Genomic DNA, 26,846 nt, shown 5'->3' with positions numbered 1-26,846 from the left:
TCATGGGTTATCGCCTTCCAAACGAATGCGGCTTAGCGCCGGACGACCAGCAGGCAGCCGTCGGGCTGAACCGTGGCGGTGAACGAGGACGACACGAAGGTCGAGGTTTCGCGCTCGGCGATGATCGCCGGGCCATCGATGCGCGCACCGGCCTGCAGCGCTTCGCGCTGGTAGATGCCGGCATCGACGAAACCGCCGGCGACCACGTCGAACACCTGGCGACGCGCCACTTCGTGGGCGCGGTGCGAGGCCTTGACCTGGCTGGCCAGCGCCACGGGCGGCAAGGGCGAACTGGCCTTGACCGACCAGCTGACGATCTCCACGTCCGGGCCTTCGATCGGGCGGCCGAAGAACACCGTGTAGGCCGCCTCGAACAGCGTCTTGAACTGCGCCGTGTCGCTGTTGCTGAAAGCCTTGAACGGCAGGCTCACGGGGATCTCCCAGCCCTGGCCGACGTAGCGCATGAACGCGGTGCACTCCATCTCCGGCTCGCCCTCGGGCATGCCCTGGCGCAGGAAGCCCAGGGCCTCGGCCTTCATGTCGTCGATCAGTGCATTGACCTGCCCCGCCTCGAACTCGGCCAGGCGCACGAAGGCGCTGCGTACCGCTTCATAGCCGAACGGCGCACGCAGAAAACCGATGGCCGACCCTACCCCGGCGCCGGCCGGCACCAGAAAGCGCGACACACCCATCTTTTCGCACAGACGCGCAGCGTGCAGCGGGCCACCGCCACCAAAGGTGATCATGGTGTAGTCGGCAATGTCCTTGCCGCTCTCCACCGCGTGCACCCGGCCGGCGTTGGCCATGTTCTCGTCGACCACTTCGCAGATGCCGAAGGCGGCGGTGCGCGGGTCCATGCCCAGCGGCTGGCCGATCACCCGGTCCACCGCGCCGGCGGCGTTGTCGACCGACAGGCGCAGCGCGCCGCCGGCGAAATTGTCGGCATCCAGGCGGCCCAGCAGCAGGTTGGCATCGGTGATGGTCGGCTCAAGGCCACCGCGGTCATAGCAGGCCGGGCCCGGCTCGGACGCCGCGCTGTGCGGGCCCACACGAATCTGGCGCATGCTGTCGATGCTGGCGATGGAACCGCCGCCGGCGCCGATCTCGACCATCTCCACCACCGGGATGGAAATCGGCATGCCGCTGCCCTTCTTGAAGCGGTAGGTGCGCGCCACTTCGAAGGTCTTGGCGGTCTTGGGCACCTGGTTCTCGATCAGGCAGATCTTGGCCGTGGTGCCGCCCATGTCGAACGACACCACCGCGTCGAGCGCGTATTTGCGCGCAATGTCGGCGGCGAAGATCGCCCCGCCCGCCGGGCCCGACTCCACCAGGCGCACCGGAAACTCGGCGGCGCTCTGCACCGAGATGATGCCGCCGCCGGAATGGATCATGAACACCGGGCAATCGGCGCCGGCGGCCTTGAGGGTGATCACCAGGCGGTCCAGGTACGACTTGATCAGGGGTTTGACGTAGGCGTTGGCGCACACGGTGTTGAAGCGTTCGAACTCGCGCATCTGCGGCGAGACTTCGCTGGAGATCGAAATCGACAGGTGTGGCAGGCGTGCCTGCAGGGCGTCGCGCAACAGGCGCTCGTGGGCACCATTGATGTAGCTGTGGATCAGGCCGATGGCCACGCTCTGGTAGTCGCCCTCGCCGATGCGCTGCACCAGCGCGTCGATATCGGCCTGTTGCGGGGCGATCAGCACGTTGCCGCGTACGTCCAGGCGCTCGCGCAGCGTGTAGCGGTGCTCGCGCTCGATCAGCGGCGGTGGCAGCGCAATGTTGATGTCGTACTGCTCGAAGCGGTTTTCGGTGCGCATCTCCAGCGTGTCGCGAAAACCTTCGGTGGTGATGAACGCAGTGCGGGCGCCGCGGCGCTCGATCAGGGCATTGGTGGCCAGGGTGGTGCCGTGGATCAGCTGCTCGATATCCGACAGCTTCAGGCCTGCCGCGTCGACGACCGCCTGCACACCCGTGAGGATCGCACGCTCGGGCAATGCGTAGTCCGTCAGAATCTTGGTCGAGTGCAACACCCCGCCGACATCCAGCGCGATATCCGTAAAGGTCCCACCTATGTCCACGCCGACTCGGCATGCTGTAGCAGTCATCGTCGTTCCCCTGAATTCTTGTGCTTGTCACACCCGACTGGTTGGCGGGCTTAATGTAAGTTATATGTTGTCTTACAGGTGGTCAAGCACTAACACCACGCTTTTCCACCCTCGCCCGGGCTGGCGTGCCGATGCGCCGTGCGCACCGGCACCGCCTGCCTCAGCCGAGCGTCTTGACCATCCGCGCGCCGCCCACGGCCTGGGCCGTGGGGAACACCTCCAGACGCGAAACGTCCACCTGCTCGGGCAGGCGCAAGGCCGCCAGCAGCAGCTGGGCGATGTCCTCGGGCATGATCGAGGCGTAGCCGTCATACAGCTCGCTGCCCGCGGCCTGCATGCCCATGGCGGTGCGGTACAGCTGGGTCTGCACGCGACCCGGGGCGATTTCGGTCACCCGCACCCCGCTGCCCAGCAGATCGCAGCGCAGCGCGTCGCAGAACAGGCTGATGCCGGCCTTCGACGAACCATACACCGCCGCCCCGGGGTGCGGCGCACGCCCGGCACTCGAGCCGATGAAGAACAGGTGGCCATGGCCGCGCTGCACCATGCCCGGCAGCACCTGACGGGTCAGGTGCAGGGGCGCCTTGAGGTTGATGTCGAGCATGGTGTCGATCTCGGCCGGGTCCATGTCCTGGAACGCGGCGCGGCTCGACAGCACCCCGGCATTGTTGACCAACACGTCCACCGGGTACTGGCTCAGCACCTGGGCAAAGGCGTCGGCCTGGCGCACGTCGGCCTCCACCGTCACCACGCCCTGCTCCTGGCCCAACGCCTGCAGCGCCTCACGGCTGCGGCCCACGGCAATCACCTGCAGGCCGGCATCGCGCAGGGCCAGCACGATGGCCTTGCCGATGCCGCTGGTGGCACCGGTCACCAGTGCACAGCGGTAGGAGGCCGGTAATGCGGCTGCTTCAGGCATAGATGTAACCCCCGCTGACAATCACGTTCTCACCCGTGGCATAGCTGTTGCGGCTGCTGCCCATCATCACGATCCATTCGGCGATCTCCGCAGGTTCCGCCGCGCGGCCCAGCGGGTTGGCGGCGGCCAGCTCGCCGAGAAAACCCAGCTGGCGGGCGCGCTCGGTGGCAAAGCCGGCCGGCGCCACCGAGTTGACCAGGATCTGGTCCTTGGCACAGGCCTGGGCGAAGGATTTGGTCAGGCTCACCACCGCCGCCTTGGTGGCGGCATAGTGGGCGTTCTGCGGGTGCGCCTTGAAGGCGTCCACCGAGGTCACGTTGACGATGCGCCCGGTCACCTGCGGCGCCGCGACGAAGCCCTGCATGTGGCGCACGGCGGCGACCATCATGTGGTAGGTGCCCTTGATGTTGACCGCGTTTTCCAGGTCCCACTCTTCGTCGGTGATCTCGAAGATGTCCTGGCGCGGGTAGATCGCCGCGCTGTTGACCAGGCAGTGCACCCGCCCCAGTGCCTCGACGACCTGCCCGAAGGCTGCATGGGCGCTGGCCTGGCGCGAAATGTCCGCCGCCGCCGTGGCCACCTCGCAATCCAGGGCGCGCAAGGTGCTTGCCGCCTCGGCCATCAACTGCTCATTGCGATCGATCAAGCCGATTTTTCGTGCCCCACGCTTGACCATCAACCTGGCGGTCTCCAGGCCCAAACCCGAAGCCCCGCCAACGATTACGACCGTCTGACCTTCCATAACCACCTCCGCGCATTAGTCTTTACGTAAGATGCCTGTTGTCTTACATTTGGTCAAACCGAATTTGCCCCGCTCGATGCCCATACAGGACTGCGCCATGCCCGCTGCCGCTAATGCCTGCTCGCCCCGGGACCGCCTGCTCGACGCGGCCACCGAACTGTTCGCCACCCGCGGCTACCAGGCCATCGGCCTGCGCGACCTGGCCAGCCATCTGGGCCTGCGTGCCGGCTCGCTGTACCACCACATCGAGAACAAGCAGTGCCTGTTGTTCGAGCTGATCGAGTCGACCCTGGCCGACCTGGTGTTCGACACAAAACGCTGCATGAAAGGCGCCAGAACCCCCGAAGAACGCCTGCAGCGCTTCGTCCAGGCGTTTGTGCGGTTCAACCTGGCGCACGCCCATCGCGTGCAATTGGTGACTCGCGAGTACGTCAACCTGTCCCACGAACAGCAGTTGCAGATCGACGCGCTCAACCGCAGCCATGCGTCGATCCTGAGCGGCATCATTGCTAGCGAGTGTGCACGCGACGGGCGCCAGGGAGGCGCGATCGGCCTCGTCACCCATGCCGTCATCGGCATGCTGTACGGGCACGCGCAGTGGCGCGGGGTGCAGGTCAGCGAACAGGGCCTGACCCAGGCCCTGATCACCTTCGTCACGGGCATCATCGAAAGCGCCAAGAACAATTCCAACATGGCCTGATCTACATGCACCCACAGCGCAAGACCTTGCACAACGAGCTGCACGCCCGCCCCTCGCTGTACTTCGACGAGCCCGCCCACGTCTACCACCTGGCCTTTCTCAGCGACGACGCACGTTGCGAGGCGCTGCTGCAGCAGTGCTGCCCTGAGCCGGTGAGCCCAGGCGCCGTGCAAGGCATCACCCGACTGCAAGGCCACGCCCTGAAATGGGAACGGCACGCCGAGTTCGTCACCCTCACCCTGGTGGTCACCACCACCGAGCAGACGCCGGCCTGGCAGCCCCTGCCCGCGCTGCAGATGGACAGGGTCGATGCTTTTTTGCCCTACCTGATCAATGCCGTGCAGATCATGGTGCACAACGACGCGGCATTTGCCGGCGAGCTGTCGCGCTACGGTTTCAAGGACCCGTGCGGCTCGTGCATTGGCGGGGGCGATGCGCGGGTATGGAGCGATTTTCGCCTGGGCGAGGACGGCACCAACCGCTTCCTGTTCGTCAACAGGCGCCTCAATGCCTACCGCCAGGGCCGCATGATCCGGCGCCTGCTGGAGATCGAGACCTACCGCATGATGGCCTCGCTGTCGCTGGACACCGCCAAGGCCCTGAGCGTGGAGCTCAATGCCTACGACAGAACCCTGGTGAGCCTGTCCGAGCGCAACGCCGACCCGCAGCCGGGCAACGCCAAGGCACTGCTGGGCGACATTGCCGGGCTGTCGGCGCAGATGGTGCGCAGCGCCGCGAAGACCCGCCACCGCTTCAGCGCCACCCAGGCCTATGCGCAACTGGTGTTCGAGCGCCTGGGCGAGCTGCGCGAAAGCCACCTGGGCGATTGCCAGCGGCTGGGTATCTTCATCGAACGGCGCTTCAAGCCCACGGTGCGCTACTGCGCCGTGACCGAACAGCGCCTGGACCAGCTGGCCAAGAGCGTGGCCAACCTGGGCGACCTGCTGCAGGCACGGGTGCAGGTGGAAATGGAGGAGCAGAACGCGGAGATCCTCAAGAGCCTGAGCACCCGCGCCGACACCCAGATCAAGATCCAGCGCGCAGTGGAAGGGTTGTCGATCATCGCCATCACCTACTACCTGCTCAACCTGTTCAAGCTGATCTATTCAGGCCTGACGGTGATGGGGCTGCAGGTCAGCGCACGGGACGCACTGCTGGGCATGGCGCCGCTGGCCATCGGCGTGCTGGGGTTGATTCTGGTGCGGGTGCGCAAGGTCAAGCACAACGATCACTAGCCCTGCGACCAGCGTTTGAACCTACGTTGTTTAAACCGAGCGCCATGGCCTGCAGCCTTGGCGCCGCTGGCCCGGCAGCGAAACGCAGCACGAACGGAAGCCAACCGCAATCAAGCAGCTTTTGATAGTTGGGGAAGGTTGATACGGGAAAAAATGGCAGGGGCGGCTGGATTCGAACCAACGCATGGCAGGATCAAAACCTGCTGCCTTACCGCTTGGCGACGCCCCTGTGATGCAACTGGAAGCCCATGAAAGGCCTCGGCAGGAATGAGCGGAAATGTACCAACTTTCGCTTCGCCAGGGAAGCCCCCAACGATAAAAAATAACGAAAAAACAGGTGGTTACCGCATGGCTTACGGCATGTCCGGCTTTTGCGGCCCGTTCACGCAGCCAAATCGCGTCTCCTTCGACGGGCCGTACCCATAAAAAGAGGTGTAGCACTTGCTGAAATGGCTGGGCGAAACAAAGCCGCACGCCAGGGCCACATCGATCAACGCCAGGTCCGAGTGCTGCAACAACCGGCGACTCTCGGTAATGCGCAACTCCAGGTAGTAACGGACCGGCGTGGTCCCCAGCTGCGACTGGAACAGCCGCTCGATCTGACGCCGGGACAACCCCACATACTGCGCCAACTGCACCTGGCTCAGCGGCTCTTCAAGGTTGGCCCCCATCAGCTTGATCGCCTCGCGCAGCGGCGCACTCATGTTCTGGTGCACGGTCGGCTGCACCCGGCGAAAGCGCGAGGCCTCGTAGGCCAGGATATCGACCACGGCATCCACCAGGCCACGCCCATGACGCTGGCCGATCCATTCCAGCACCATGTTGAACGCCCCCGCCGGGCTGCCCGCCGTCAGGCGGTCTCGGTCCACCGTGTAGCTCTCCCCTGTCACCTGGCTATGCCTGGCCAGCTCGGCCAGCGCCGCACGGTTCTCCGGGTGCACCGCACACTGGTAGCCATCGAGCAGGCCGGCCTGGGCCAGAAACCAGGCACCATTCCACAGCCCCGCCAACGCCACCCCCACCTGCGCAGCCCGTTGCAGCAACAGCGCCAGCTCCGGCAGCGGGCGCAGCACGGTGCGCAGGCCACCGCACACCACCAGCAGGTCCAGGCCTTCGAGCGTCTTCAAACCCAGCGGCGCATCCGGGCAGATCACCAGCCCCAGGTCGCTGACCACCGAGGCACCGTCAAGGCTGAAGGTGGTGGTGACGAAGGCATCGGCCTGGATAAGGTTGGCGGTGACCAGGGTATCGAGCGCCTGGGTGAAGGCCGGCAACGAAAAATGTTCGAGCAGCACAAAGCCCACCCGCGCCCGGGGCCCGCTGCCGTGACCCTGCCCGCCTACAAAACGCAGGTTCGAGCCCTGCAGGGCACCGCTGAACTGCCGCCGTTGCACCACGTTCTGCCTCTTCTGGTTGTTCTGGTAAAGCGTGCAGAGCACGCCGGGTGGCACGGCAATATGCCTCCAAATGCCCCCGCCGCGATAGTCGTCGCCACGCTCGACAGTTGAAACTTTCTGCGCGCGCGCCCGGTCCAGACCTCTGACTATCACTTGTAAACGTGAGGGATCGAATGACGACGACAGTGGGCGACTTCCTGGTTGAGCGGCTGTATCAATGGGGCGTGCGACGTATCTACGGCTACCCTGGCGATGGCATCAACGGCGTGTTCGGCGCGCTCGACCGGGCCCGGGGCAAGATCGAATTCATCCAGGCGCGGCACGAGGAAATGGCCGCGTTCATGGCCGCAGCCCATGCCAAGTTCACCGGCGAGCTGGGGGTGTGCATCGCCACCTCCGGCCCCGGCGCCTCGCACCTGCTCACCGGCCTCTACGATGCGCGCATGGACCACATGCCGGTGCTCGCCATCGTCGGCCAGCAGGCCCGCACCGCGCTGGGCGGCCATTACCAGCAGGAACTGGACCTGTTGTCGATGTTCAAGGACGTGGCCGGCGCCTTCGTGCAGCAGGCCTCCGAACCCTCCCAGGTACGCCACCTGATCGACCGTGCCGTGCGCACGGCGGTGGGCGAGCGCCGCGTCACGGCGGTGATCCTGCCCAACGACCTGCAGGACCTGCCCTATAAAGAACCCGCCCGCGCCCACGGCACCCTGCATTCGGGCGTCGGCTACAGCAAGCCCAGGGTGGTGCCCTACGAGGCCGACCTGCAGCGCGCCGCCGACATCCTCAATGCGGGCAGGAAGGTCGCCGTGCTGGTTGGTGCGGGCGCGCTGAACGCCACCGACGAGGTCATCGCCGTGGCCGAAAAACTCGGCGCCGGCGTGGCCAAGGCGCTGCTGGGCAAGGCCGCCCTGCCCGACGAACTGCCCTGGGTCACCGGCGCCATCGGCCTGCTCGGCACCGAGCCCAGCTACAAGCTGATGCAGGAATGCGACACCCTGCTGATGATCGGCTCGGGCTTCCCCTACGCCGAGTTTCTGCCCAAGGAGGGCCAGGCCCGCGCGGTGCAGATCGACATCCAGCCCGACATGCTCAGCCTGCGCTACCCGATGGAGGTCAACCTGGTGGGCGATGCGGCCGAAACCCTGAGCGCCCTGCTGCCGCTGCTCGATAGCAAGACCAGCCGCAGCTGGCGCAAGAAGGTCGAAGGCTGGCGCGCCCGCTGGGACAAGACCCTGGAAAAACGCGCCCTGGTCAGCGCCAACCCGATCAACCCGCAGCGGGTGGTGCACGAACTGTCCCCGCGGCTGCCCGACCAGGCCATCATCACCAGCGACTCGGGTTCGTGCGCCAACTGGTACGCCCGCGACCTGAAGATCCGCCGCGGCATGCAGTGCTCGCTGTCCGGCGGCCTGGCCTCGATGGGTGCGGCCGTGCCCTACGCCATCGCGGCCAAGTTCGCCCACCCCGAGCGCCCGGTGATCGCGCTGGTGGGCGACGGCGCCATGCAGATGAACAACATGGCCGAGCTGATCACCGTGGCCAAGTACTGGCGTCAGTGGCAGACCCCGAACTGGATCTGCGCGGTGTTCAACAACGAGGACCTCAACCAGGTCACCTGGGAGCAGCGGGTAATGGAGGGCGACCCCAAGTTCGAGGCGTCGCAGAACATTCCCGACGTGCCCTACCACCTGTTTGCCATCTCCATCGGGCTCAAGGGCATTTTCGTCGAGCGTGAAGAAGACGTTGCCGCCGCCTGGGAGCAGGCCCTGGCCAGCGACTGCCCGGTGCTGATCGAGTTCAAGACCGACCCCAACGTGGCGCCCCTGCCGCCGCACATCACCGTGCAACAGGCGAAGAACTTCGCCACCACCCTGCTCAAGGGCGACCCCGACGAAGCCGGCGTGATCACCCAGACCGCCAAGCAGGTGCTCAGCGCGGTGCTGCCCAAGCGCAAGCGCTGATTGCATGCCCACGCCACTTCGCTGAGGCAGCGTGGGCAGTGTGCCTTCATCCAAACTGCATGATCCGGTGGCCGTTTCGGGCAATTTGCAAGCCTGACGCTGCCCATGCGCTGGCGACGCCGTTGATTCAACGAGGTTTTTCCAGCGGTGCAGGCTGGCATCGTTGATGCAACGACTACCGAGGCGAACACGCCACCGTACCCGCCACCGTACCCGCCACCGGAGATCACCATGAATGCCATTGAACTGCTCGAAGCCGATCACAAGCGCGTAAAGGCCCTGTTGGCAAAACTGAGCGCATCCACCGAGCGCGGCGTCAAGACGCGCACCCAGCTGCTTGCCGAACTGGAGATGGAAATCACCGTGCACACCGAGATCGAGGAGCAGATCCTCTACCCGGCGTTCAAGCAGGCCGGCGGCAAGGAACAGGACGTGATGTACTACGAGGCCAAGGAAGAGCACCGCACCGTCGACTCCCTGGTGCTGCCCGACCTCAAGACCACCGACCCGTCGACCCCGGAGTTCACCGGCCGCGTGAAGGTGGTGAAAGAGCTGCTCGAACACCATATCGAGGAAGAAGAGTCCGAGATGTTCCCGCAGGCTCGCAAGCTGCTGAAAAAAGCCGAACTCGAGGCCCTTGGCGAACAGATGCAGGCGTTCAAGGCCAACTACATGAAGGCCCTCAAGAATACCACCAGCCACTGACCCCTTCCCCAGGCCCGCCGCCGGGCGGGCCCGCCCCACCTTTGGTCGTGCCCTTGGCAGTCACCTGTCACTTGCCTTGAACTCTGCCGCCACGTCCATCGTCATCCGCCTGAGAGTCCGTAAAACAGTGCTTGGCAATCAGCGCAGTGTGCCCGGCGTTTATCCGAACGTAAGGGAGAACCACAATGAACGGGACTGATCAGTCGGCCCACGGCGACGCCTCGCAGTCGCCACAGGGCACCCCGCAGGAACACCTGCACACCCTGGCCGAAGACGCCGGGGCATTGCTCGACGACGCCAGGGAACACGGCGCCAGACAGTACGAGCAGTATCGCGACCTGGCCGCCGAACAGCTCGACTCGCTGGTCGAAGGCGCCCAGTCGGCAGCCTCGGCCCTTGAAGGCAAGGATTCCCTCGGGCTGGCCCAGTACATGGCGCAACTGGCCAGCGGGCTGGGCGATTTTGCCGACCAGGTCCGCGACAACAGCATCGAGGACCTGGTGCACAAGGGCGCGCAACTGGCCCGCGACAACCCCACGCTGTTCCTGGCCGGCAGCGTCGCCATCGGCTTTGGCCTGTCGCGCTTTCTGCGCGCCAGCAGCAGCCACCCGACCGCGTCGGGCACCCCCACGCAGGCCTACGGCGCCAGCGCGCCCTACCAGAGCTCGGTACCGCCGCTGCGCGACAACCCCGTGCCCGCCGACCCGCTGGGCCGCACCCTGGCCGATGGCCCCAACACCCAGGACAGCTTCAAGGGAGGTGTGTGATGGAACGCGACCCACTCGATACCCTGCCCCCCGCGCCACCGGGCGAGCACGACAACACCAGCATCGGCAGCCTGCTGCGCCAGCTCACCCGTGAAGTGCCCGAGCTGTTCACCAAGGAGCTGGCACTGGCCAAGGCCGAACTGCAACGCAGCCTGACCACCCTTAAGGCCGGTACAGCCGCCGTGGCCGGCGGCGCCATGGTGCTGCTGGCGGGCCTGATCATCCTGCTGATGGCGGCGGTGTACGGCCTGGCCTACGTGGTCGCGCCCTGGCTGGCGGCGCTGATCGTGGGCGCGGTGACCCTGGTCATCGGCTTCATGATGCTGCAGGCCGGCAAGAAGCAGTTCGACCCGTCCAACCTCACCCCTGACCGCACCCTGCATGCCCTGCAACAGGACAAGGACGCACTGAAGAGGAAAGTCTCATGAGCACCTCATTCGAAGCCGAATCGCACAAGAGCCCGGAAACCCTGGAGCAGGAGATCGACGCCAAGCGCGCCAGCATCAGCCACCTGGTGGACTCGCTGGAACACCGCCTCCCCCCCGGCCAGTTGATCGACCAGGGCATGGCGTACTTCAAGGGCAACGGCGGCGAGTTCTTCCAGAACCTGGGCACCACCCTGAAGCACAACCCGGTGCCCACCGTGCTCACCGGCGTGGGCCTGGCGTGGCTGGCGCTGAACCAGAACCGCCCCTTCTCACCCGGCTCGCCGACCTTTGGCGGCAGCGGCCTGGCCGACACGCTGGGCGACGCTGCCAGCGGCATCAAGGGCGCCATGGCCCAGGCCGGCGAGCACCTGCACCACGCCTCGGACGTGGCCCACGACAAGGCGCGCGACGCCGGCGACAGCCTGGGCAGCTCGGCCGACAAGGTGCGCCAGGCCGCGCACCACGCCAGCGACCGGGTGCAGGCCCAGGCCGCGCAGCTCAAGGGCCAGTTCGACCACCTGCTCAAGGACCAGCCGCTGGTGCTGGCCGCCATCGGCATCGCCCTCGGCGCGGCCCTGGGCGCGGCATTGCCCGGCACGCGCAAGGAGGACGAACTGATGGGCGAAACCCGCGATGCCCTGGCCGACAAGGTGACCCGCACCGGCAAGGCGCTGTACGCCGACGCCACCCAGGCCGTGCACAACGCCGACGCCAGCGCGCCGGCAGCTGCCGCGCAGGCCCCCCGCGAGGGGCCTGCCGACCTGTCCGACGGCCTGGGCTTCAGGCCCTGAGTGTCGCCCCTCTGTGTTGCACCTACCTACGCGAAGCTGGAGAGACCATGAGAGCACTCACCTACCACGGCGCCCACGACGTCAGGGTCGATACCGTAATCGACCCCATTCTGGAAGAACCCGACGACCTGATCCTGCGGGTGACCGCCACCGCCATCTGCGGCTCGGACCTGCACCTGTACCGCGGCAAGATCCCGGCGGTCGAAGACGGCGATATCTTCGGTCACGAGTTCATGGGCGTGGTCGAGGAAGTCGGCACCGGGGTGACCGCGGTGCAGCCGGGCGATCGCGTGGTGATCCCGTTCGTGATTGCCTGCGGCAGCTGTTTCTTCTGCCAGCAGGACCTGTTCGCCGCGTGCGAGACCACCAATACCGGGCGCGGGGCGATCCTCAACAAGAAGCTCATCCCCTCTGGCGCAGCGCTGTTCGGCTACAGCCACCTGTACGGTGGCGTACCCGGCGGCCAGGCCGAGTACGTGCGCGTACCCAAGGCCAACACCGGTCCGTTCCGCGTGCCGGGCACGCTGAGCGACGAGAAGGTGCTGTTTCTGTCCGACATCCTGCCCACGGCCTTCCAGGCGGTGAAGAACACCGAGATCGGCCAGGGTTCGAGCCTCGCCATCTACGGCGCGGGGCCGGTCGGGCTGCTGTGCGCGGCGGTGGCGCGGATGCTCGGCGCCGAACGCATCTTCATGGTCGACCACCACCCCTACCGGCTGGCCTATGCGCAGCAGGCGTATGGCGTGATCCCGATCAATTTCGACGATGACGACGACCCGGCCGATACCATCATCCGCCAGACCCCGGGCATGCGCGGGGTGGATGGTGTGGTCGATGCGGTGGGCTTCGAGGCCAAGGGCAGCACCACCGAAACCGTGCTGGCCGCGCTCAAGCTCGAGGGCAGCAGCGGCAAGGCCTTGCGCCAGTGCATCGCGGCAGCCCGGCGCGGCGGTGTGGTCAGTGTGCCGGGGGTGTATTCGGGGTTCATCCACGGCTTCCTGTTCGGCGATGCGTTCGACAAGGGCCTGACCTTTCGCATGGGCCAGACCCACGTGCAGCGCTACCTGCCGGAACTGCTGGGCTACATCGAAACCGGCGCGCTCACGCCGGAAACCATCATCACCCACCGCCTGTCGCTGGAGCAGGCGGCCGAGGGCTACAGGATCTTCGACAAGAAGGAGCAGGAGTGCCGCAAGGTCATCCTCACGCCTGGCGACAGCAGCATCGAGTTGCCGATGGCCATCGTCGACGACGGCGTGGTGGCCTGAGCCCGTGACGCTGGCCGGCAGCCTCGCCGGTCAGCGTCGGGCGGGTTCAGTGGTGGGCGTGCAGCGCTTCGATCAGCTGCGCCTTGGTCATGCTCGAGCGCCCCTTGATGTCCTTGCTGCGCGCCTCCTTGAGCAGGCTTTGCTTGGTCTGGCTGGCCAACGAGGTGGTGGAGGTGCGCGCGTGGCCGGCGCGGGTGCTGGCGGCGCGTTTGGCCGAGTCGGAGGCAGCGGCGTGCTTTTCGCCGGCCGGGGTGCTGCGACCTGAGCCGCCCTTTTTCTCGCCCCCGCCAGACTGCTTGTTCACCGTGGCCCAGGCACGCGCCTCGGCCTCGGCTTTGGGCGTGCCTTTTTGCTCGTAGCTTTCTTCGATGTGCTGCGCCTTGCGTTTCTGCTCGGCGGTGTACTTGGCTTTGCTTCCCTGGGGCATGGTGCTCACCCTCGATCCGGTTGAATGCGGGCCCGTGTCACGGGCCATTCAGGGGGTTTGAGGGCGCGCGTGCGCCAGGGTGCGATTGGGTGGATGAATGGCAGAGGAGCGAAGACCACCGGCCTCTTCGCTGGCACGCCAGTGAACGAGCGCGAAGCGCTCGCCACCTGTCCTACTGGGTAGCCCCGGCCATCTGCCCCGCCGGCTCATCCGCCCCGCCGATCGGCGCCTTGAGCAACAGGAAGTACGCCAGCGCCGAGCACAGCGCCACCACCGCACTGATCATGAACGCGGTATTGAACGAGCCCGAATACTGGATGCTGAACCCGGTCACGATCGGCGCCACGGACCCTGCAATGTAGCCGCCAAAGTTCTGGATCGAACCAAACGAGGCCACCCGCGGGCTGTCGACGATGGTGTTGACGATCATCCACGCCGTGGCACTGGCCATGTTGATGCTGAACAGCGCCAGGCACAGCAGTATCACGCACCCGGTCAACCCGCTCACATACGACAGCGGCAAGGTGAACAGCGCCGCCAGCACCAGCCCGGTGATCACGCTGAACTTGCGGCTGGCCAGCACGCTCATGCCACGCCGTACCAGCAGGTCGCAGAACCGCCCCGCCACGATGGTGCCCACCGCGCCGAAACCATAGGCCAGCGATACCACCCACGCGGTGTCGTACAGGTTCAGCCCGTGCTCGCGCTCGAAGTAGCCCGGCAGCCAGGTCAGGTGCAGCCACAGCATGTAGATCACGCCCATGAAGCCCAGCACCGCGCCCCAGGTGCTGCGGTGCTTGAACAGGTCGAGCCAGCCGGCAAAGTACGACGCCTTGGGCGCCTGCACCGCGTCAGCCCGCGGCGCCGGCTGTTCGCTTGGCAGCGCCTGGCCCTGCGCCGCCAGTTCCGCCAGGTACCTGGCCTTGCTCTTGTAGAACGTCAACCAGCACAGCGCCAGCACGATGCCGATCACGCCGGTGATGATGAACATCCCGCGCCAGCCGAAGTTGACCATGAACAGCGTCAGCAACGGTGGCGCCAGGCACGGCCCCAGGCAGGTCGACGACCACACGATGCCGGTCGGCGTGCCCCTCTCGTTGGCGTCGAACCATTCCGACAGCGCCTTGGCCGCCGAGGGGAACATCGGCGCCTCGCCGATCCCCAGCAGCACCCGCAGGCCCATGAAGCCGCCAAAGCTGTTGACCAGCCCGCACAGCGACTGCGCCACCGACCAGGCCAGCAACGATGCGCCCAGGGCGATCTTGCTGCCCAGGCGGTCGATGATCAGGCCCAGTGGCAACTGCGCAAAGGCGTAGGCCACGGAGAAGGCCGACAGCAGGATGCCCATCTGCGAAGGGCTGATGAGCATGTCGCGCTGGATCGAGGTGTTGGCAATCGACAGCGCGCTGCGGTCCAGGTAGTTGACGATGCCGATCAACAGCAGAAACACGACGGTGATGCGTTGGTACTTCTTCAGTGCGTTCATCTGATGGCCTTTATTATTGTTGTTGCAGCGTCAAACGCCGAGGCGATCCTTCATCCACACGTCATCCCTGGAATACGCACGCCCGCTCAGGGCTGGCGTGCAGTCACTGCCACCTCCAGCAAGCCACGACGGCTCAGGCTTTCGATCAGCGCACGCAGGCCGAATGCCCATTGTGGCGCCTGGTCGCTGGTGGTCACGCGGTTGCACAGGCTGCCCAGCAGCGGGTTGCTGATGGTGACCACATCGCCCAGCTTGTGGGTGAAACCGCTGCCGGGCTGGTCACGGTCCTGCTTGGGCGCGAACAGGGTACCCAGAAACAGCACCAGGCCGTCGGGGTACTGGTGGTTCTCGTTGAGGGTCTGCTGCACCAGGTCGACCGGGTCGCGGCTGATCTGGCGCATCGAGCTGCGCCCCTGCAGCACGAAGCCATCCCGGCCTTCGACGCGCAGGTCGACTTCGGCGGCGCGCACGTCCTCCAGGCTGAAGGTCTCGTCGAACAGGCGCAGCAGCGGGCCGAGGGCGGTCGAGGCGTTGTTGTCCTTGGCCTTGGACAGCAGCAGCGCGCTGCGCCCTTCGAAGTCGCGCAGGTTCACGTCGTTGCCCAGCATGGCGCCGTGGATGGTGCCGTTGCTCGACACCGCCAGCACCACCTCGGGCTCGGGGTTGTTCCAGCTGGACTTGGGGTGCAGGCCGATATCGGCGCCGTGGCCGACCGCCGACAACGGCTGGGCCTTGGTGAACACTTCGGCGTCCGGGCCGATGCCCACTTCCAGGTACTGCGACCACATGCCCTGCTCCACCAGCAGCACGCGCAGTTCTTCGGCCTGGGCCGAGCCGGGCACGATACGCGACAGGTCGGCGCCGATGCGGCTGACCAGGGTGTCGCGAATCGCGTCGGCCTTGGCCGGGTCGCCCTTGGCCTGCTCTTCGACCACACGCTCCAGCAGGCTGGCGGCGAAGGTCACGCCGGCGGCCTTGACCGCCTGCAGGTCGATGGGGGCCAGCAACCATGGCAGGCGTGCATCGCGCTGCTGCGGGTCGCTGTTGGCCAGCAGCGCGGGCAGCTTGATCAACGCCTCGCCCAGCGGCAGTGCGCGCAGGTAGGCGGCCGGGTCGGGTTGTTCGAGCAGGGCCGAGACGGTGGCCACATGCGCACTGATGTCATGCACCGCGCCGGCCCTGACCAGCACCACGGCCGGGCCCTGCTCGGGCAGCCACACCCGCCCTACCCAGCTGCCGGTGGCGAACACGGCGAGATCGTTGCTCAGTGCGAGAGGCGCGTGCGCCTGGTTCTGGTTGGTCATGTGTGCACTCTTGTTGTGGTGGTCGGTCATTGCGAAAGCGGCGCAAGTTGCAACTGCGCAGCGGTCTGGTTCAGCGCATCGAGCACCGCCGGCGACAGGCCCAGGCCCTCGCGCAACGCCTGCTCGCGCAGTTTCAGCCCGGCCTGGCCCGGCAGGCGCACCGGGCGCTGCGGGTCGAGCGGACGGCTGGCCAGCACCAACTGGCCAAGGAAGCTGCTCTCGGCGGTAAAGGCCTCAAGCCCGCCGAAGAAGCGCGGGTCGATCACCACTGCGGTGGCCGAGGCGCCCCACTGCTGCGGCGCGTCCTTGCGCCCGTGCCCGGCCAGGCCCGAGGTCAGCGCCTCGACCAGCAGGGCCAGGGCAAAGCCCTTGTGCCCGAAGGCCTGCCCGCCCAATGGCAGCAGGCTGCCCTGGGGCGTGGTGAAGAAGTCGCGCGGGTCGTTGCTCGGCGTGCCGTCGTTACTCATCAGCACGGCGTGAGGCAAGGTGGTGCCGGCATCGCGGCACTGGCCCACCAGGCCCAGGGTGACGCTGGACATGCTCACATCCAGCAGGATCGGCTCGCCCTGGGTCGGAATACCCGCGGCAATCGGGTTGGGGGTGTAGATCGGGTCGATGCCGCCCTGGGCGCACACCAGCCCCACCGACGGGTCGGAGGAATACAGCAGGGCCACCAGGCCACGGTCGGTGTAGGGCTTGAGGTAGGCCGCCAGGCAGCCGATGTGCGAGGCACGGCGCACCACCGAGATGCCGATACCCTGCGCCTGGGCACCCTGCGCGGCGCATGCCAGGGCACGCTCCACGCAGTACGGCCCGAGCACGTAGTGGCCGTCGAACAGCGTGGCGATGCCGCTGCCCTGCAGGTGTTCGAGGTCGGCGGCACGTGCCTTGACCTCACCGCGCTGTACGCCACCGACATAGCGGCTGACCAGGTTCAGGCCGTGGGTGCGGTGCCCCAGCAGCTCGCCCTCGAGCAGCACGCGGGTCACCACCCGGGCCACCTCGGCGTCGGCCCCGGCACCCTCGAACAACTGTTCGACGAACCGGGTCAGCGTGGCCGTGTCGTAGCGCCGGGCTTCAGACATCGCTCAGGCCCTGGCGGCTGTACTGGCCATCGACCAGGCGCTGGATACCCAGCGGGTTGGCGTCCTTCAGGGCGTCCGGCAGCAGCGCGTCGGGCACGTTCTGGTAGCACACCGGGCGCAGGAAGCGGTCGATGGCCAGGGTGCCGACCGAGGTGCCGCGGGCATCGGAGGTGGCCGGGTACGGGCCGCCGTGCACCATCGCGTCACACACCTCCACACCGGTGGGGTAGCCGTTGACCAGCACGCGGCCGACCTTGTCTTCGAGCACGCCGAACAGCTGGGCGAAGGCCGGCAGGTCGTCACCGTCGGCCAGCAGCGTGGCGGTGAGCTGGCCACGCAGGGCGCTGACGGCGCGCAGCAGCTCGGCGTCGTCGGCCACCTGGATCACGATGGTGCAGGGGCCGAACACCTCTTCCTGCAGCAACTCGTCGTGTTCCAGCAGCAGGCTGACATCGGCGCCGAACAGCTGCGGCTGGGCCTGGTTGCCGGCTTGTGCCTGGCCGCTCAGGTGCTGGATGCCGGGGTGCGCCAGCAGTGCCTGCAGGCCCTTGCCATAGCTGGCCAGGGTGCCGGCGTTGAGCATGGTCTGCGGCGCCTGTTCGGCCAGGTGGCCGCCCAGTTGCTCGATGAAGGTGGTGAAGGCCGGCGAGCGGATGCCCAGCACCAGGCCCGGGTTGGTACAGAACTGGCCACAGCCCTGCACCACCGAGGCGGCCAGTTCCCTGGCCATCTGCGCACCACGGCTGGCCAGTGCCTGCGGCAGCGCCAGTACCGGGTTGATGCTCGACATCTCGGCAAACACCGGGATCGGCTGCGGCCGCGCCGCCGCCATGTCGCACAGGGCACGGCCGCCCTTGAGCGAACCGGTGAAGCCCACGGCCTGGATGCCGGGGTGCTTGACCAGCGCCTCGCCCACACCGCCACCGAAGATCATGTTGAACACGCCGGCCGGCATGCCGGTTTTGTCGGCCGCACGCAGCAGCGCCTCAGCCACGCGCTCGGCAGTGGCCATGTGGCCACTGTGGGCCTTGAACACCACCGGGCAACCGGCTGCCAGCGCTGCGGCGGTGTCGCCGCCAGCGGTGGAGAATGCCAGCGGGAAGTTGCTGGCGCCGAACACCGCCACCGGGCCCACGCCGATGCGGTACTGGCGCAGGTCCGGACGTGGCAGCGGCGTGCGCTCGGGCAGCGCCTGGTCGATGCGCGCACCGTAGAAGTCGCCACGGCGCAGCACCTTGGCGAACAGGCGCATCTGGCCGCTGGTGCGACCGCGCTCCCCCTGGATGCGTGCGCTTGGCAGCGCGGTTTCGCGGCAGGTCAGCGCCACGAAGTCCTCGCCCAGGGCGTCGAGTTCATCGGCAATGGCGTCGAGAAATTCGGCCCGGCGCACGGCCGGCAGGCTGCGAAACACCGGGAAGGCCGCGGTGGCACCGGCAACGGCGCTGTCGACTTCGTCCAGGGTGGCCTGGTGGAAACCGCCCGGCAGGCGTTCGCCGGTGTGGGCGTCGACGCTGTAGACCAGGGTGTCGCCCAGGGCGCTGCGCTGGCCTGCGATGAAGTTGTGTCCGGAAAAGCTCATGTGCATTTCGCCTCTGTAAGGGTGCGGAAAGGTCAATCAGGTCACGGCGCCGATCTGCCACGGCACGAACTCGTTCTGCCCGTAGCCGTGTTGCTCGCTCTTGCTGCGCTGGCCCGATGCGATGCGCAGCATCTGTTCGAAGATGTAGGCGCCGCGTTCTTCAATGCTGGTGGAACCGTCGGCAATGCCGCCGCAGTTCACGTCCATGTCTTCTTCCTGGTGCTCGAACACCCGGTTGTTGGTGGCCAGCTTGATCGACGGCGCCGGGGCGCAGCCGTAGGCCGAACCGCGACCGGTGGTGAAGGCGATCAGGTTGGCACCGCCGGCGACCTGGCCGGTGGCCGACACCGGGTCGTAGCCGGGGGTGTCCATGAACACCAGCCCCTTGGCGCGCACGGCCTCGGCGTACTGGTACACGTCCACCAGGTTGCTGGAGCCGGCCTTGGCCACGGCGCCCAGGGATTTTTCGAGAATGGTGGTGAGGCCACCGGCCTTGTTGCCGGCCGAGGGGTTGTTGTTGAGCTCGGCGTTCATGCGCTGGCAGTAGTCTTCCCACCAGTGGATGCGCGCGATCAGCTTCTCGCCCACTTCGCGGCTGACCGCACGGCGCGTCAGCAGGTGCTCGGCGCCGTAGATTTCCGGGGTTTCGGACAGGATCGCGGTGCCGCCCGCAGCCACCAGGCGGTCTACCGCATTGCCCAGCGCGGGGTTGGCGGTGATGCCCGAATAGCCGTCGGAACCGCCGCATTGCAGGCCCACGATCAGGTGCCGGGCGCTGACCGGCTCGCGGCGCACCTGGTTGGCGTCGGCCAGCAGCGCCTTGACCTGCTCGATACCGGCGGCGATGGTCTTGGAGGTGCCGCCAATGCCCTGGATGGTGAACGCGCGCAACTGGGCGCCGGCGGTCAGCCCCTGGGTCTGCATCAGGCTTTCGATCTGGTTGGTCTCGCAGCCCAGGCCGATGATCAGCACGGCGGCGAAGTTGGGGTGCACGGCATAGCCGCCCAGGGTGCGGCGCAGCAGGCCCAGGGCTTCGCCGCTGGGATCGACCGCGCAACCGGCACCGTGGGTCAGGGCCACCACGCCATCGACGTTGGGGTAGTCGGCCAGCGCCTCGGGGTGGATATCGCGGCGAAAATGGTCGGCCACGGCACGGGCAACGGTCGCCGAGCAGTTCACCGAGGTCAGGATGCCCACGTAGTTGCGGGTGGCGACCCGCCCGTCGGCGCGCACGATGCCTTCGAAGAAGGCTTCCCTGGCCGGCACGCTGTGGGCGTCTTCGCCAAAGGCGTAGTCACGGGCGAAGTCGCCCATCTCCACGTTGTGCACATGCACGTGTTCGCCGGCCTCGATGGGCTGCGAGGCAAAGCCGATGATCTGGCCATAGCGGCGCAGCGCCTCGCCCTGCTCCACGCGCTGGCTGGCCACCTTGTGCCCCGAAGGGATCGACTGGCGCACGGTGACCGCCTCGGCGTCCAGGTGCAGGCCCTCGGGCAGCACCTGGCGGGCAATCAGCACGTTGTCCAGCGGGTTGAGGCGGATGACCGCAGGGTCTTCGCTGCTGCGGGTTCTGGCAATCAGGTGCATGGGACCTCTCAGGGCGCTACGGCAAGCTTCTTGTTATGGCATCACGCCCGTCTTGTGCGGGCGAATCTGCACCAACTGTAAGGAGCCGGCCGGCGTATTCCCAATGAGATGATCAGATCAAGCGATAACCCTGGGTTATCGAAGTGCGAATTCTCGTTTCATTTATAGATCGTTTTATGACCCTCGGCCTGACGGCGCTGACGGGCGAAGTCCAGCAGGATATCGGCGAACACCTGCGCCGAGCCGGTCAGCGGCTGGTCCTTGCGGGTGATGATGCCGTACTCCAGCGGTGCCAGGTGCAGCGGGGTCTGCAGCTCGCGAAACTGACCGCTGGCCAGCTGCGCCGCCACCATCGAGCGCGGCAGCATGGCGATCATCGGCCCCGACTGCAGCAGTTGCAGGAACATCGGCATCGAGATGGTATCCACGCTGTCGGCGGGGGTGGCGATGTTGGCAGCGCGAAACGCCCGCTCCAGGCGGTCGCGGATCGGCGTGCCGACCGGGTACAGCACCCACGGCCAGTCGCCCAGGGCCTCCAGCGGCGTGATCTCGAGCTGGTTGAGCGGGTGGCTGCTGTTGACCACCAGGCAGAAGGGCTCGGGCTCCAGTGCCTGGAAGTCGAACAACTGGGCGAAACGCGGTTCGGTGAAGCGCCCGATCATCAGGTCGAGCTTGTTCTGTTCGAGCATCGCCAGCAGGTAGTCGCTGGACTGCTCCACCACTTCTATCGACAGCAGCGGGCTGCGCGCCTTGATCGCGGCAATGGCCTGGGGCAGCACCACCGAGGTGGCGGCGAAGATGCCGCCCACCTTGATGAAGCCGTGCCCACCCTTGCGCAGGCGATTGACCTGGTCGACGAAGGTGTGCGAGTCGGCCAGCGCGTTCTGCGCATAGCGCACCACGTACTCGCCCAGCTCGGTGGGCGGCATGCTGCGCGGCAGGCGTTCGAACAGGGCAAAGCCGAACTGCTCCTCGAGGTCGCGCAGCATCTTGCTCAGGGCCGGCTGGCTGAGGTTCATGCGCGAGGCGGTGGCGTGCATGTTGCGCGTGCGCGCCAGGGTGTCGATCAGCACCAGGTGCTTGAAGCGCACCCAGTTGCAGAAGCTGGAATGGGTAATGTCCGAGGGCATCGGCTCAGTGCCTCCTGAAGGTGGCGGCGCAGGTCATGTCATTGCGCCCGCAGGTAATGCAGCAGGGTGTTCAGCGCCACCGAGCGTGGGCGCGAACGCAGGGTCAGCAGGCCCAGGTTGACCATGCTGATGGGCAGCTCCACCGGCAGGATGGCGACCATGCCATAGCGCGCATAATGCTCGGCCACGTCGTTGGGCACCACCGCGATCATGTCGGAGGCTTCGAGCATGGCGGTGGTGGCCAGGATCGAGGCGGTCTCGACGATGTCCAGCGACTGCACCATGCCGCCGGCCTGCAGCGCGCTTTCCACGCGCCGGCGCATGGGGCTGCCGAGCGGGTGCAGGATCCAGGTGAGGCTGACCAGGTCGGCCAGTTGCAGCGCCGCGGCGCCGGCCAGCGGGTGCCCTGCCCTGGCGATCACGCGCATCTGCTCGCCGATGTCGAACAGCTCGATGTCCAGGTCCTGGCTGTCACCCTGGTCGGGCAGGCGCCCGAGCACCACGTCGAAGTCGCCGCGCAGCAGCGCCGGCAGCAAGGTGTCGCTGGTGCCCACCTCGATGCTGATGCGCACCTTGGGGTGGTCGCGCTTGTAGGCCAGCACCGCGCCGGTCAGCAGGCGCGGCACCGGGCCCATCACCGTGCCCACCCGCACCAGGCCCATGGCACCGCGGGCCAGTTCGGCGATCTGCGCCTGGGCGTGCTCGAACTCGTGCAGCGCGCCCTGGGCATAGCGGATCATCACCTCGCCATACAGGGTGGGCTGCATGCCCCGGGGCAGGCGCTCGAACAGGCGCACGCCCAGGCGCTCCTCCAACTGCTGCAACAGCAGGCTCGCCGCCGGTTGGGTGGTGTGCATGGCCGCTGCGGCACGGCGCAGGTTGCCGAACTCGCCCAGGGCGTTGAGCAAGGTGATCTGGCGGCTGGAAATTTTCAGCGCGCCGAGGCTGCGTGGCAGCAGCGGATCGGCTTCAGGGCTCGCAGACATATCGAATTCGGTATCCCTGGTTAGGAAACCGCGATTATGCACGTATCGCTCGGCAACCTACAGTCGGGACTCCAAGTGGTCACCGAGAACAAGAGCCCGCCATGAGCATTCGAATTACCCACCTGAGCGTTCGCGATATCCGTTTCCCTACCTCGCTGTCGCTCGACGGCTCCGACGCGATGAACAGCGCACCGGACTATTCGGCGTCCTACGTGGTGCTGCACACCGACAGCCCCCTGGAAGGCCACGGCCTGACCTTCACCATCGGCCGCGGCAACGAGATCTGCGTGGCCGCAATCCAGTCGCTGGCACCGATGGTGGTGGGCCTGACCCTGGAAGAGATCACCGCCGACATGGGCGCCTTCTGGCACAACTTCACCGTGGGCGACAGCCAGCTGCGCTGGCTGGGCCCGGAAAAAGGCGTGATCCACCTCGCCACCGCCGCCATCATCAATGCCGTGTGGGACCTGTGGGCCAAGCACGAAGAAAAACCGGTGTGGAAGCTGCTGGCCGACATGAGCCCCGAGCAGCTGGTGCGCTGCCTGGACTTCAGCTACGTCACCGACGTGATCACCCCCGAGGAAGCCATCGCCCTGCTGCGCCGCAATGCGCCGGGCAAGGCCGAGCGCGAGGCGCAGATGCTGCGCGAAGGCTACCCGGGCTACACCACCGCACCGGGCTGGCTGGGCTACAGCGAAGAGAAGATGCGCCAGCTGACCCGCGAGGCCGTGGCCGATGGCTGGACCCACGTGAAGCAGAAGATCGGCGCCAACCTGGAAGACGACATTCGCCGCGCCGGCATCCTGCGTGACGAGCTGGGCTGGGAACGCACCCTGATGATGGACGCCAACCAGGTGTGGGGCGTGGACGAATCGATCGAGAACATGCGCCGCCTGGCCGCCTTCGCACCGCTGTGGATCGAGGAGCCGACCAGCCCCGACGACATCCTCGGCCATGCCACCATTCGCCAGCGCATCGCGCCGATCGGCGTGGCCACCGGCGAGCACTGCCACAACCGGGTGATGTTCAAGCAGATGTTCCAGGCCGGTGCGCTGGACTTCTGCCAGCTCGACGCGGCGCGCCTGGGCGGGCTGAACGAGGTGCTGATCGTGCTGCTGATGGCGGCCAAGTACGACGTGCCGGTGTGCCCGCATGGCGGGGGTGTGGGTTTGTGCGAATACGTGCAGAATATCGCGCTGTTCGACTACATCGGCGTTTCGGCCTCGCTGCACAACCGCATGCTGGAATACGTCGACCACCTGCACGAGCACTTCATCGACCCGGTGGTGATCCGCCGCGGCCGCTACATGCCACCACTGCGCCCCGGCTACAGCATCGAGATGCACGCCGACACCCTGGAGCGCTACCAGTACCCGAACGGCCCGGTGTGGCTGGACATCGCCCGCACCTGATCGACACCCAAGCCCGCCGCCGCGACCTGCGCGTCGGCGGGCCGCACCATCAATACCGGGGTTAACAATAATGACAATCCTCAATACCGCGACAGCGGCGGCCGCGCCCGCCGTGCCTGCCGAACAACGCCTGAACAGCCTGCTGCTGCGCAAACTGCTGCCGCTGCTGGTCATCGTCTACGTGATGAGCTTTCTGGACCGCACCAACATTGCCCTGGCCAAGGCCAGCATGGGCATCGACCTGGGGCTGTCGGCCGCTGCCTACGGCCTGGGCGCCGGGCTGTTCTTTCTGACCTACGCGCTGGCCGAGGTGCCAAGCAACCTGATCATGCACCGGGTGGGCGCACGTTTCTGGATCACCCGCATCATGATCACCTGGGGCCTGCTGTCGGCAGGCATGGCGTTCGTGCAGGGCGAGACCTCGTTCTACATCATGCGCCTGCTGCTGGGCGTGGCCGAGGCCGGGCTGTTCCCGGGGGTGATGCTGTACCTGACCTACTGGTTCGACCGCGAACAGCGGGCACGCGCCACCGGTTACTTTCTGCTGGGCGTGTGCCTGGCCAACATCCTCAGCGGGCCGCTGGGCGGTGCGTTGCTGCAGATGGACGGTCTGCTGGGCTGGCATGGCTGGCAGTGGCTGTTCGTGATCGAAGGCCTGCCGGCAGTGGCGCTGGCGTATGTGGTGTGGAAGAAACTGCCTGACGGGCCGGCCTCGGCCAAATGGCTGTCGGAGGCCGACAAGCGCGATATCGAGCAGCGCCTGAGCGCCGAAAAAGCCGCCGCGCCGCCACAGACCCGCCTGAGCCAGATGTTTCGCGACAAGCAGATCTGGCTGGCGATCGCGGTGTACTTCGTGCACCAGATCACCATCTACACGGTGATCTTCTTTCTGCCGGGCATCATCGGCACCTATGGCAACCTGTCGCCGTTCCAGATCGGCCTGCTGACCTCGGTACCGTGGATTGCCGCCGCCATTGGCGCCGCGACCTTCCCGCGCCTGGCCACCACCCCCACCCGCTGCCGGATGATCATGTTCTTCGGCTTGCTGACCATGGCGGCGGGGCTGGTGATTGCCTCGTTCTCCAACTCGTTCATCGGGCTGGTGGGCTTTTCGCTGACGGCGCTGATGCTGTTCGTGGTGCAGTCGATCATCTTCGTGTTCCCGTCCAGCCGCCTGAGCGGCAGTGCACTGGCGGCGGGGCTGGCGTTCGTGACCATGTGCGGGCTGTTCGGCGGGTTCGTCGGGCCGTCGGTGATGGGGTTGATCGAGCAGACCACCGGCAGCACGCGCAACGGGCTGTGGGTGATCGCCGGCCTGCTGGTGCTGGCGGCGCTGATCAGCACGCGGTTGCGTCAGGGGCAGGAGGAGAAGGCTCAGGCCTGAGCCCATCTCGAATCGGCGCTGCCTGCATCGCGGGTCAAGCCCGCTCCCACAAGGATCATCGCGGTCCCTGTAGGAGCGGGCTTGACCCGCGATGGCGTTCATATCATTCCGAATGATAGTTACCTTCGCCCCATTCGATTCGTTGTTAATAGTTACAAATCGCAGAATCCGCCCACTCTCAATACATTGGCGGATCTATCCATGGAACACTCACTCAAACCCTTGCGCTATCCCCTTGCTGCCCTGGCACTGGTGGTGATGAGTGCCTGTGGCCGTACCCCGGAGGCCCCGCAAGCGCCCGGTGCACCGAAAGTCACGGTGGCCAAGGTGCTGGAGCAGCCCATCAACGAATGGGACGAGTTCACCGGCCGCCTCGAAGCCCCCGAAACCGTCGAAGTACGCCCGCGCGTGTCCGGCCAGATCGACCAGGTAGCCTTCACCGAAGGTGCCCAGGTCAAGAAAGGCGACCTGCTGTTCCAGATCGATCCGCGCCCGTTCCAGGCTCAGGTACGCCAACTTGAAGCCCAACTGCAACAAGCCCGCGCCACCGCCACCCGCAGCCAGACCGAAGCCCAGCGCGGCGAGCGCCTGCGCAGCAGCAACGCGATTTCCGCCGAACTCGCCGAGTCGCGCACCAGTGCCGCCGCCGAAGCCCGCGCCGGGGTGGCCGCGATCCAGGCGCAACTGGACCTGGCCAGGCTGAACCTGAGCTTCACCCGCGTGACCGCGCCCATCAGCGGCCGTGTCAGCCGCGCCGAGTTCACCGCCGGCAACATCGTCACCGCCGATGTCACCGCGCTCACCAGCGTGGTGTCCACCGACAAGGTCTACGCCTACTTCGACGCCGACGAGCGCGTGTACCTCAAGTACACCCAGCTGGCCCGAGACGGCCAGCGCGGCCAGAGCACCCCGGTGTACCTGGGCCTGTCCAACGAAACCGGCAACCCGCACCTGGGCCAGATGAACTTCGTCGACAACCAGGTCAACCCCAAGACCGGCACCATTCGCGGTCGCGCGGTGTTCGACAACAGCGACGGCCAGTTCACCCCCGGGCTGTACGCGCGCCTGAAACTGGTCGGCAGCGCCACCTATTCGGCCGTGCTGATCAACGACGAGGCCGTGGGCACCGACCTGGGCAAGAAGTTCGTGCTGGTGATGGACAAGGACAACAAGGCCGATTACCGCGCCGTGGAGCTGGGCCCCAAACTCGAAGGCCTGCGTATCGTGCGCAGCGGCCTGAGCAAGGAAGACCGCATCGTGGTCAAGGGCCTGCAGCGTGTACGCCCTGGCTCGCCGGTCAGCCCTGAAGAAACCCCGATGGCCAGCGACGCCACCCTCGCCGCCCTCGCCCAGCAACGCCAGGCCCTGGAAGCCAGCACCCCGAGCAAGCCGGTCACGGTCAAGCTCGCCAGTGCCGCGGCACCACGCGGTTAAGGGACCAG

At 66.7% G+C, this 26,846-nt stretch carries 23 protein-coding genes and 1 tRNA gene; 11 read left to right on the top strand and 13 right to left on the bottom strand.

Features of this window, described 5'->3' with window-relative positions; all coding sequences use genetic code 11:
* Positions 1-32 precede the first annotated feature (32 nt).
* The 3 genes from KH389_RS11280 to KH389_RS11270 form a co-directional block, all read right to left on the bottom strand.
* Positions 33-2,108, bottom strand: a complete 2,076-nt coding sequence (locus KH389_RS11280; protein ID WP_213607361.1) for a hydantoinase/oxoprolinase family protein — start codon at positions 2,106-2,108, stop codon at positions 33-35.
* A gap of 160 nt (positions 2,109-2,268) precedes the next feature.
* Positions 2,269-3,027 (bottom strand): SDR family oxidoreductase, encoded by a 759-nt coding sequence (locus tag KH389_RS11275; RefSeq protein WP_078481155.1) that lies wholly within the window; start codon positions 3,025-3,027, stop codon positions 2,269-2,271.
* Complete coding sequence (locus KH389_RS11270) at positions 3,020-3,769, bottom strand: SDR family NAD(P)-dependent oxidoreductase (RefSeq protein ID WP_043864056.1); 750 nt, start codon at positions 3,767-3,769, stop codon at positions 3,020-3,022. Before KH389_RS11270 ends, KH389_RS11275 begins: the two co-directional genes overlap by 8 nt.
* A 97-nt stretch (positions 3,770-3,866) precedes the next feature.
* Between KH389_RS11270 and KH389_RS11265 the strand changes: the two genes are divergently transcribed.
* Both KH389_RS11265 and KH389_RS11260 read left to right on the top strand, forming a co-directional pair.
* Positions 3,867-4,469 (top strand): TetR/AcrR family transcriptional regulator, encoded by a 603-nt coding sequence (locus KH389_RS11265; protein WP_213607360.1) that lies wholly within the window; start codon positions 3,867-3,869, stop codon positions 4,467-4,469.
* Between the two features lie 5 nt (positions 4,470-4,474).
* Complete coding sequence (locus KH389_RS11260; RefSeq protein ID WP_213607359.1) at positions 4,475-5,704, top strand: DUF3422 domain-containing protein; 1,230 nt, start codon at positions 4,475-4,477, stop codon at positions 5,702-5,704.
* A 154-nt stretch (positions 5,705-5,858) separates the two neighbouring features.
* Here KH389_RS11260 and KH389_RS11255 read toward each other — a convergent pair.
* Both KH389_RS11255 and KH389_RS11250 read right to left on the bottom strand, forming a co-directional pair.
* Positions 5,859-5,933: transfer RNA gene (locus tag KH389_RS11255), tRNA-Gln, on the bottom strand.
* Positions 5,934-6,057: 124 nt separating this feature from the next.
* Positions 6,058-7,098, bottom strand: coding sequence for a GlxA family transcriptional regulator (locus tag KH389_RS11250; RefSeq protein WP_244988720.1), 1,041 nt, complete (start codon positions 7,096-7,098; stop codon positions 6,058-6,060).
* A gap of 176 nt (positions 7,099-7,274) precedes the next feature.
* Here KH389_RS11250 and KH389_RS11245 point away from each other — a divergent pair, with 176 nt between their 5' ends.
* From KH389_RS11245 to KH389_RS11220, 6 genes are all read left to right on the top strand, one after another.
* Positions 7,275-9,065: a thiamine pyrophosphate-requiring protein gene (locus tag KH389_RS11245; RefSeq protein ID WP_043864059.1), complete on the top strand. Its 1,791-nt coding sequence runs from the start codon at positions 7,275-7,277 to the stop codon at positions 9,063-9,065.
* 231 nt (positions 9,066-9,296) lie between these two features.
* The gene (locus KH389_RS11240; protein WP_043864060.1) at positions 9,297-9,770 is read left to right on the top strand and encodes a hemerythrin domain-containing protein; all 474 of its coding nucleotides are present in this window, start codon (positions 9,297-9,299) and stop codon (positions 9,768-9,770) included.
* Positions 9,771-9,955: 185 nt separating this feature from the next.
* Positions 9,956-10,537: a hypothetical protein gene (locus KH389_RS11235; protein WP_104572566.1), complete on the top strand. Its 582-nt coding sequence runs from the start codon at positions 9,956-9,958 to the stop codon at positions 10,535-10,537.
* Positions 10,537-10,965, top strand: coding sequence for a phage holin family protein (locus KH389_RS11230; RefSeq protein ID WP_078481157.1), 429 nt, complete (start codon positions 10,537-10,539; stop codon positions 10,963-10,965). The genes KH389_RS11235 and KH389_RS11230 overlap by 1 nt, the downstream gene beginning before the upstream one ends.
* On the top strand, positions 10,962-11,756 hold the full coding sequence (locus KH389_RS11225) for a DUF3618 domain-containing protein (protein ID WP_213607358.1): 795 nt from the start codon (positions 10,962-10,964) through the stop codon (positions 11,754-11,756). The genes KH389_RS11230 and KH389_RS11225 overlap by 4 nt, the downstream gene beginning before the upstream one ends.
* Before the next feature lie 47 nt (positions 11,757-11,803).
* Entirely contained in the window at positions 11,804-13,024 is a 1,221-nt protein-coding gene (locus KH389_RS11220) for a zinc-dependent alcohol dehydrogenase (RefSeq protein ID WP_058540342.1), read from the top strand.
* Between the two features lie 46 nt (positions 13,025-13,070).
* On the opposite strand, the gene KH389_RS11215 is transcribed toward KH389_RS11220, so the two are convergent.
* The 8 genes from KH389_RS11215 to KH389_RS11180 all read right to left on the bottom strand — a co-directional run bounded on the left by KH389_RS11215 (position 13,071) and on the right by KH389_RS11180 (position 22,608).
* Positions 13,071-13,451, bottom strand: coding sequence for a hypothetical protein (locus KH389_RS11215; protein ID WP_043864065.1), 381 nt, complete (start codon positions 13,449-13,451; stop codon positions 13,071-13,073).
* 172 nt (positions 13,452-13,623) lie between these two features.
* Positions 13,624-14,937 (bottom strand): MFS transporter, encoded by a 1,314-nt coding sequence (locus KH389_RS11210; RefSeq protein ID WP_054914329.1) that lies wholly within the window; start codon positions 14,935-14,937, stop codon positions 13,624-13,626.
* 86 nt (positions 14,938-15,023) lie between these two features.
* Positions 15,024-16,241, bottom strand: coding sequence for a fumarylacetoacetate hydrolase family protein (locus KH389_RS11205; RefSeq protein WP_213607357.1), 1,218 nt, complete (start codon positions 16,239-16,241; stop codon positions 15,024-15,026).
* Between the two features lie 26 nt (positions 16,242-16,267).
* Positions 16,268-17,326, bottom strand: coding sequence for an Ldh family oxidoreductase (locus KH389_RS11200; protein WP_054914328.1), 1,059 nt, complete (start codon positions 17,324-17,326; stop codon positions 16,268-16,270).
* A complete protein-coding gene (locus KH389_RS11195; protein ID WP_213607356.1) occupies positions 17,319-18,905 on the bottom strand; it encodes an aldehyde dehydrogenase (NADP(+)) in 1,587 nt (528 codons plus the stop codon). The genes KH389_RS11200 and KH389_RS11195 overlap by 8 nt, the downstream gene beginning before the upstream one ends.
* A gap of 36 nt (positions 18,906-18,941) precedes the next feature.
* Positions 18,942-20,492, bottom strand: a complete 1,551-nt coding sequence (locus KH389_RS11190) for a UxaA family hydrolase (protein ID WP_043864068.1) — start codon at positions 20,490-20,492, stop codon at positions 18,942-18,944.
* Between the two features lie 158 nt (positions 20,493-20,650).
* Positions 20,651-21,622 (bottom strand): LysR family transcriptional regulator, encoded by a 972-nt coding sequence (locus tag KH389_RS11185; protein WP_043864069.1) that lies wholly within the window; start codon positions 21,620-21,622, stop codon positions 20,651-20,653.
* Between the two features lie 38 nt (positions 21,623-21,660).
* On the bottom strand, positions 21,661-22,608 hold the full coding sequence (locus KH389_RS11180) for a LysR substrate-binding domain-containing protein (RefSeq protein ID WP_054914325.1): 948 nt from the start codon (positions 22,606-22,608) through the stop codon (positions 21,661-21,663).
* A gap of 101 nt (positions 22,609-22,709) precedes the next feature.
* Between KH389_RS11180 and KH389_RS11175 the strand changes: the two genes are divergently transcribed.
* The 3 genes from KH389_RS11175 to mexE all read left to right on the top strand — a co-directional run bounded on the left by KH389_RS11175 (position 22,710) and on the right by mexE (position 26,838).
* Positions 22,710-24,020 (top strand): L-fuconate dehydratase, encoded by a 1,311-nt coding sequence (locus KH389_RS11175; RefSeq protein ID WP_213607355.1) that lies wholly within the window; start codon positions 22,710-22,712, stop codon positions 24,018-24,020.
* 70 nt (positions 24,021-24,090) lie between these two features.
* Complete coding sequence (locus KH389_RS11170) at positions 24,091-25,404, top strand: MFS transporter (RefSeq protein WP_043864072.1); 1,314 nt, start codon at positions 24,091-24,093, stop codon at positions 25,402-25,404.
* Between the two features lie 201 nt (positions 25,405-25,605).
* Entirely contained in the window at positions 25,606-26,838 is a 1,233-nt protein-coding gene (gene mexE, locus KH389_RS11165) for a multidrug efflux RND transporter periplasmic adaptor subunit MexE (protein ID WP_100632623.1), read from the top strand.
* Positions 26,839-26,846: the final 8 nt, after the last annotated feature.

The organism is Pseudomonas qingdaonensis (assembly GCF_018398475.1).
In the GTDB taxonomy this organism is placed as follows: Bacteria; Pseudomonadota; Gammaproteobacteria; order Pseudomonadales; family Pseudomonadaceae; genus Aquipseudomonas; species Aquipseudomonas palmensis.
Note: the sequence above shows the minus strand (reverse complement) of the source record. Positions and strands in the feature narration are given on the sequence as shown.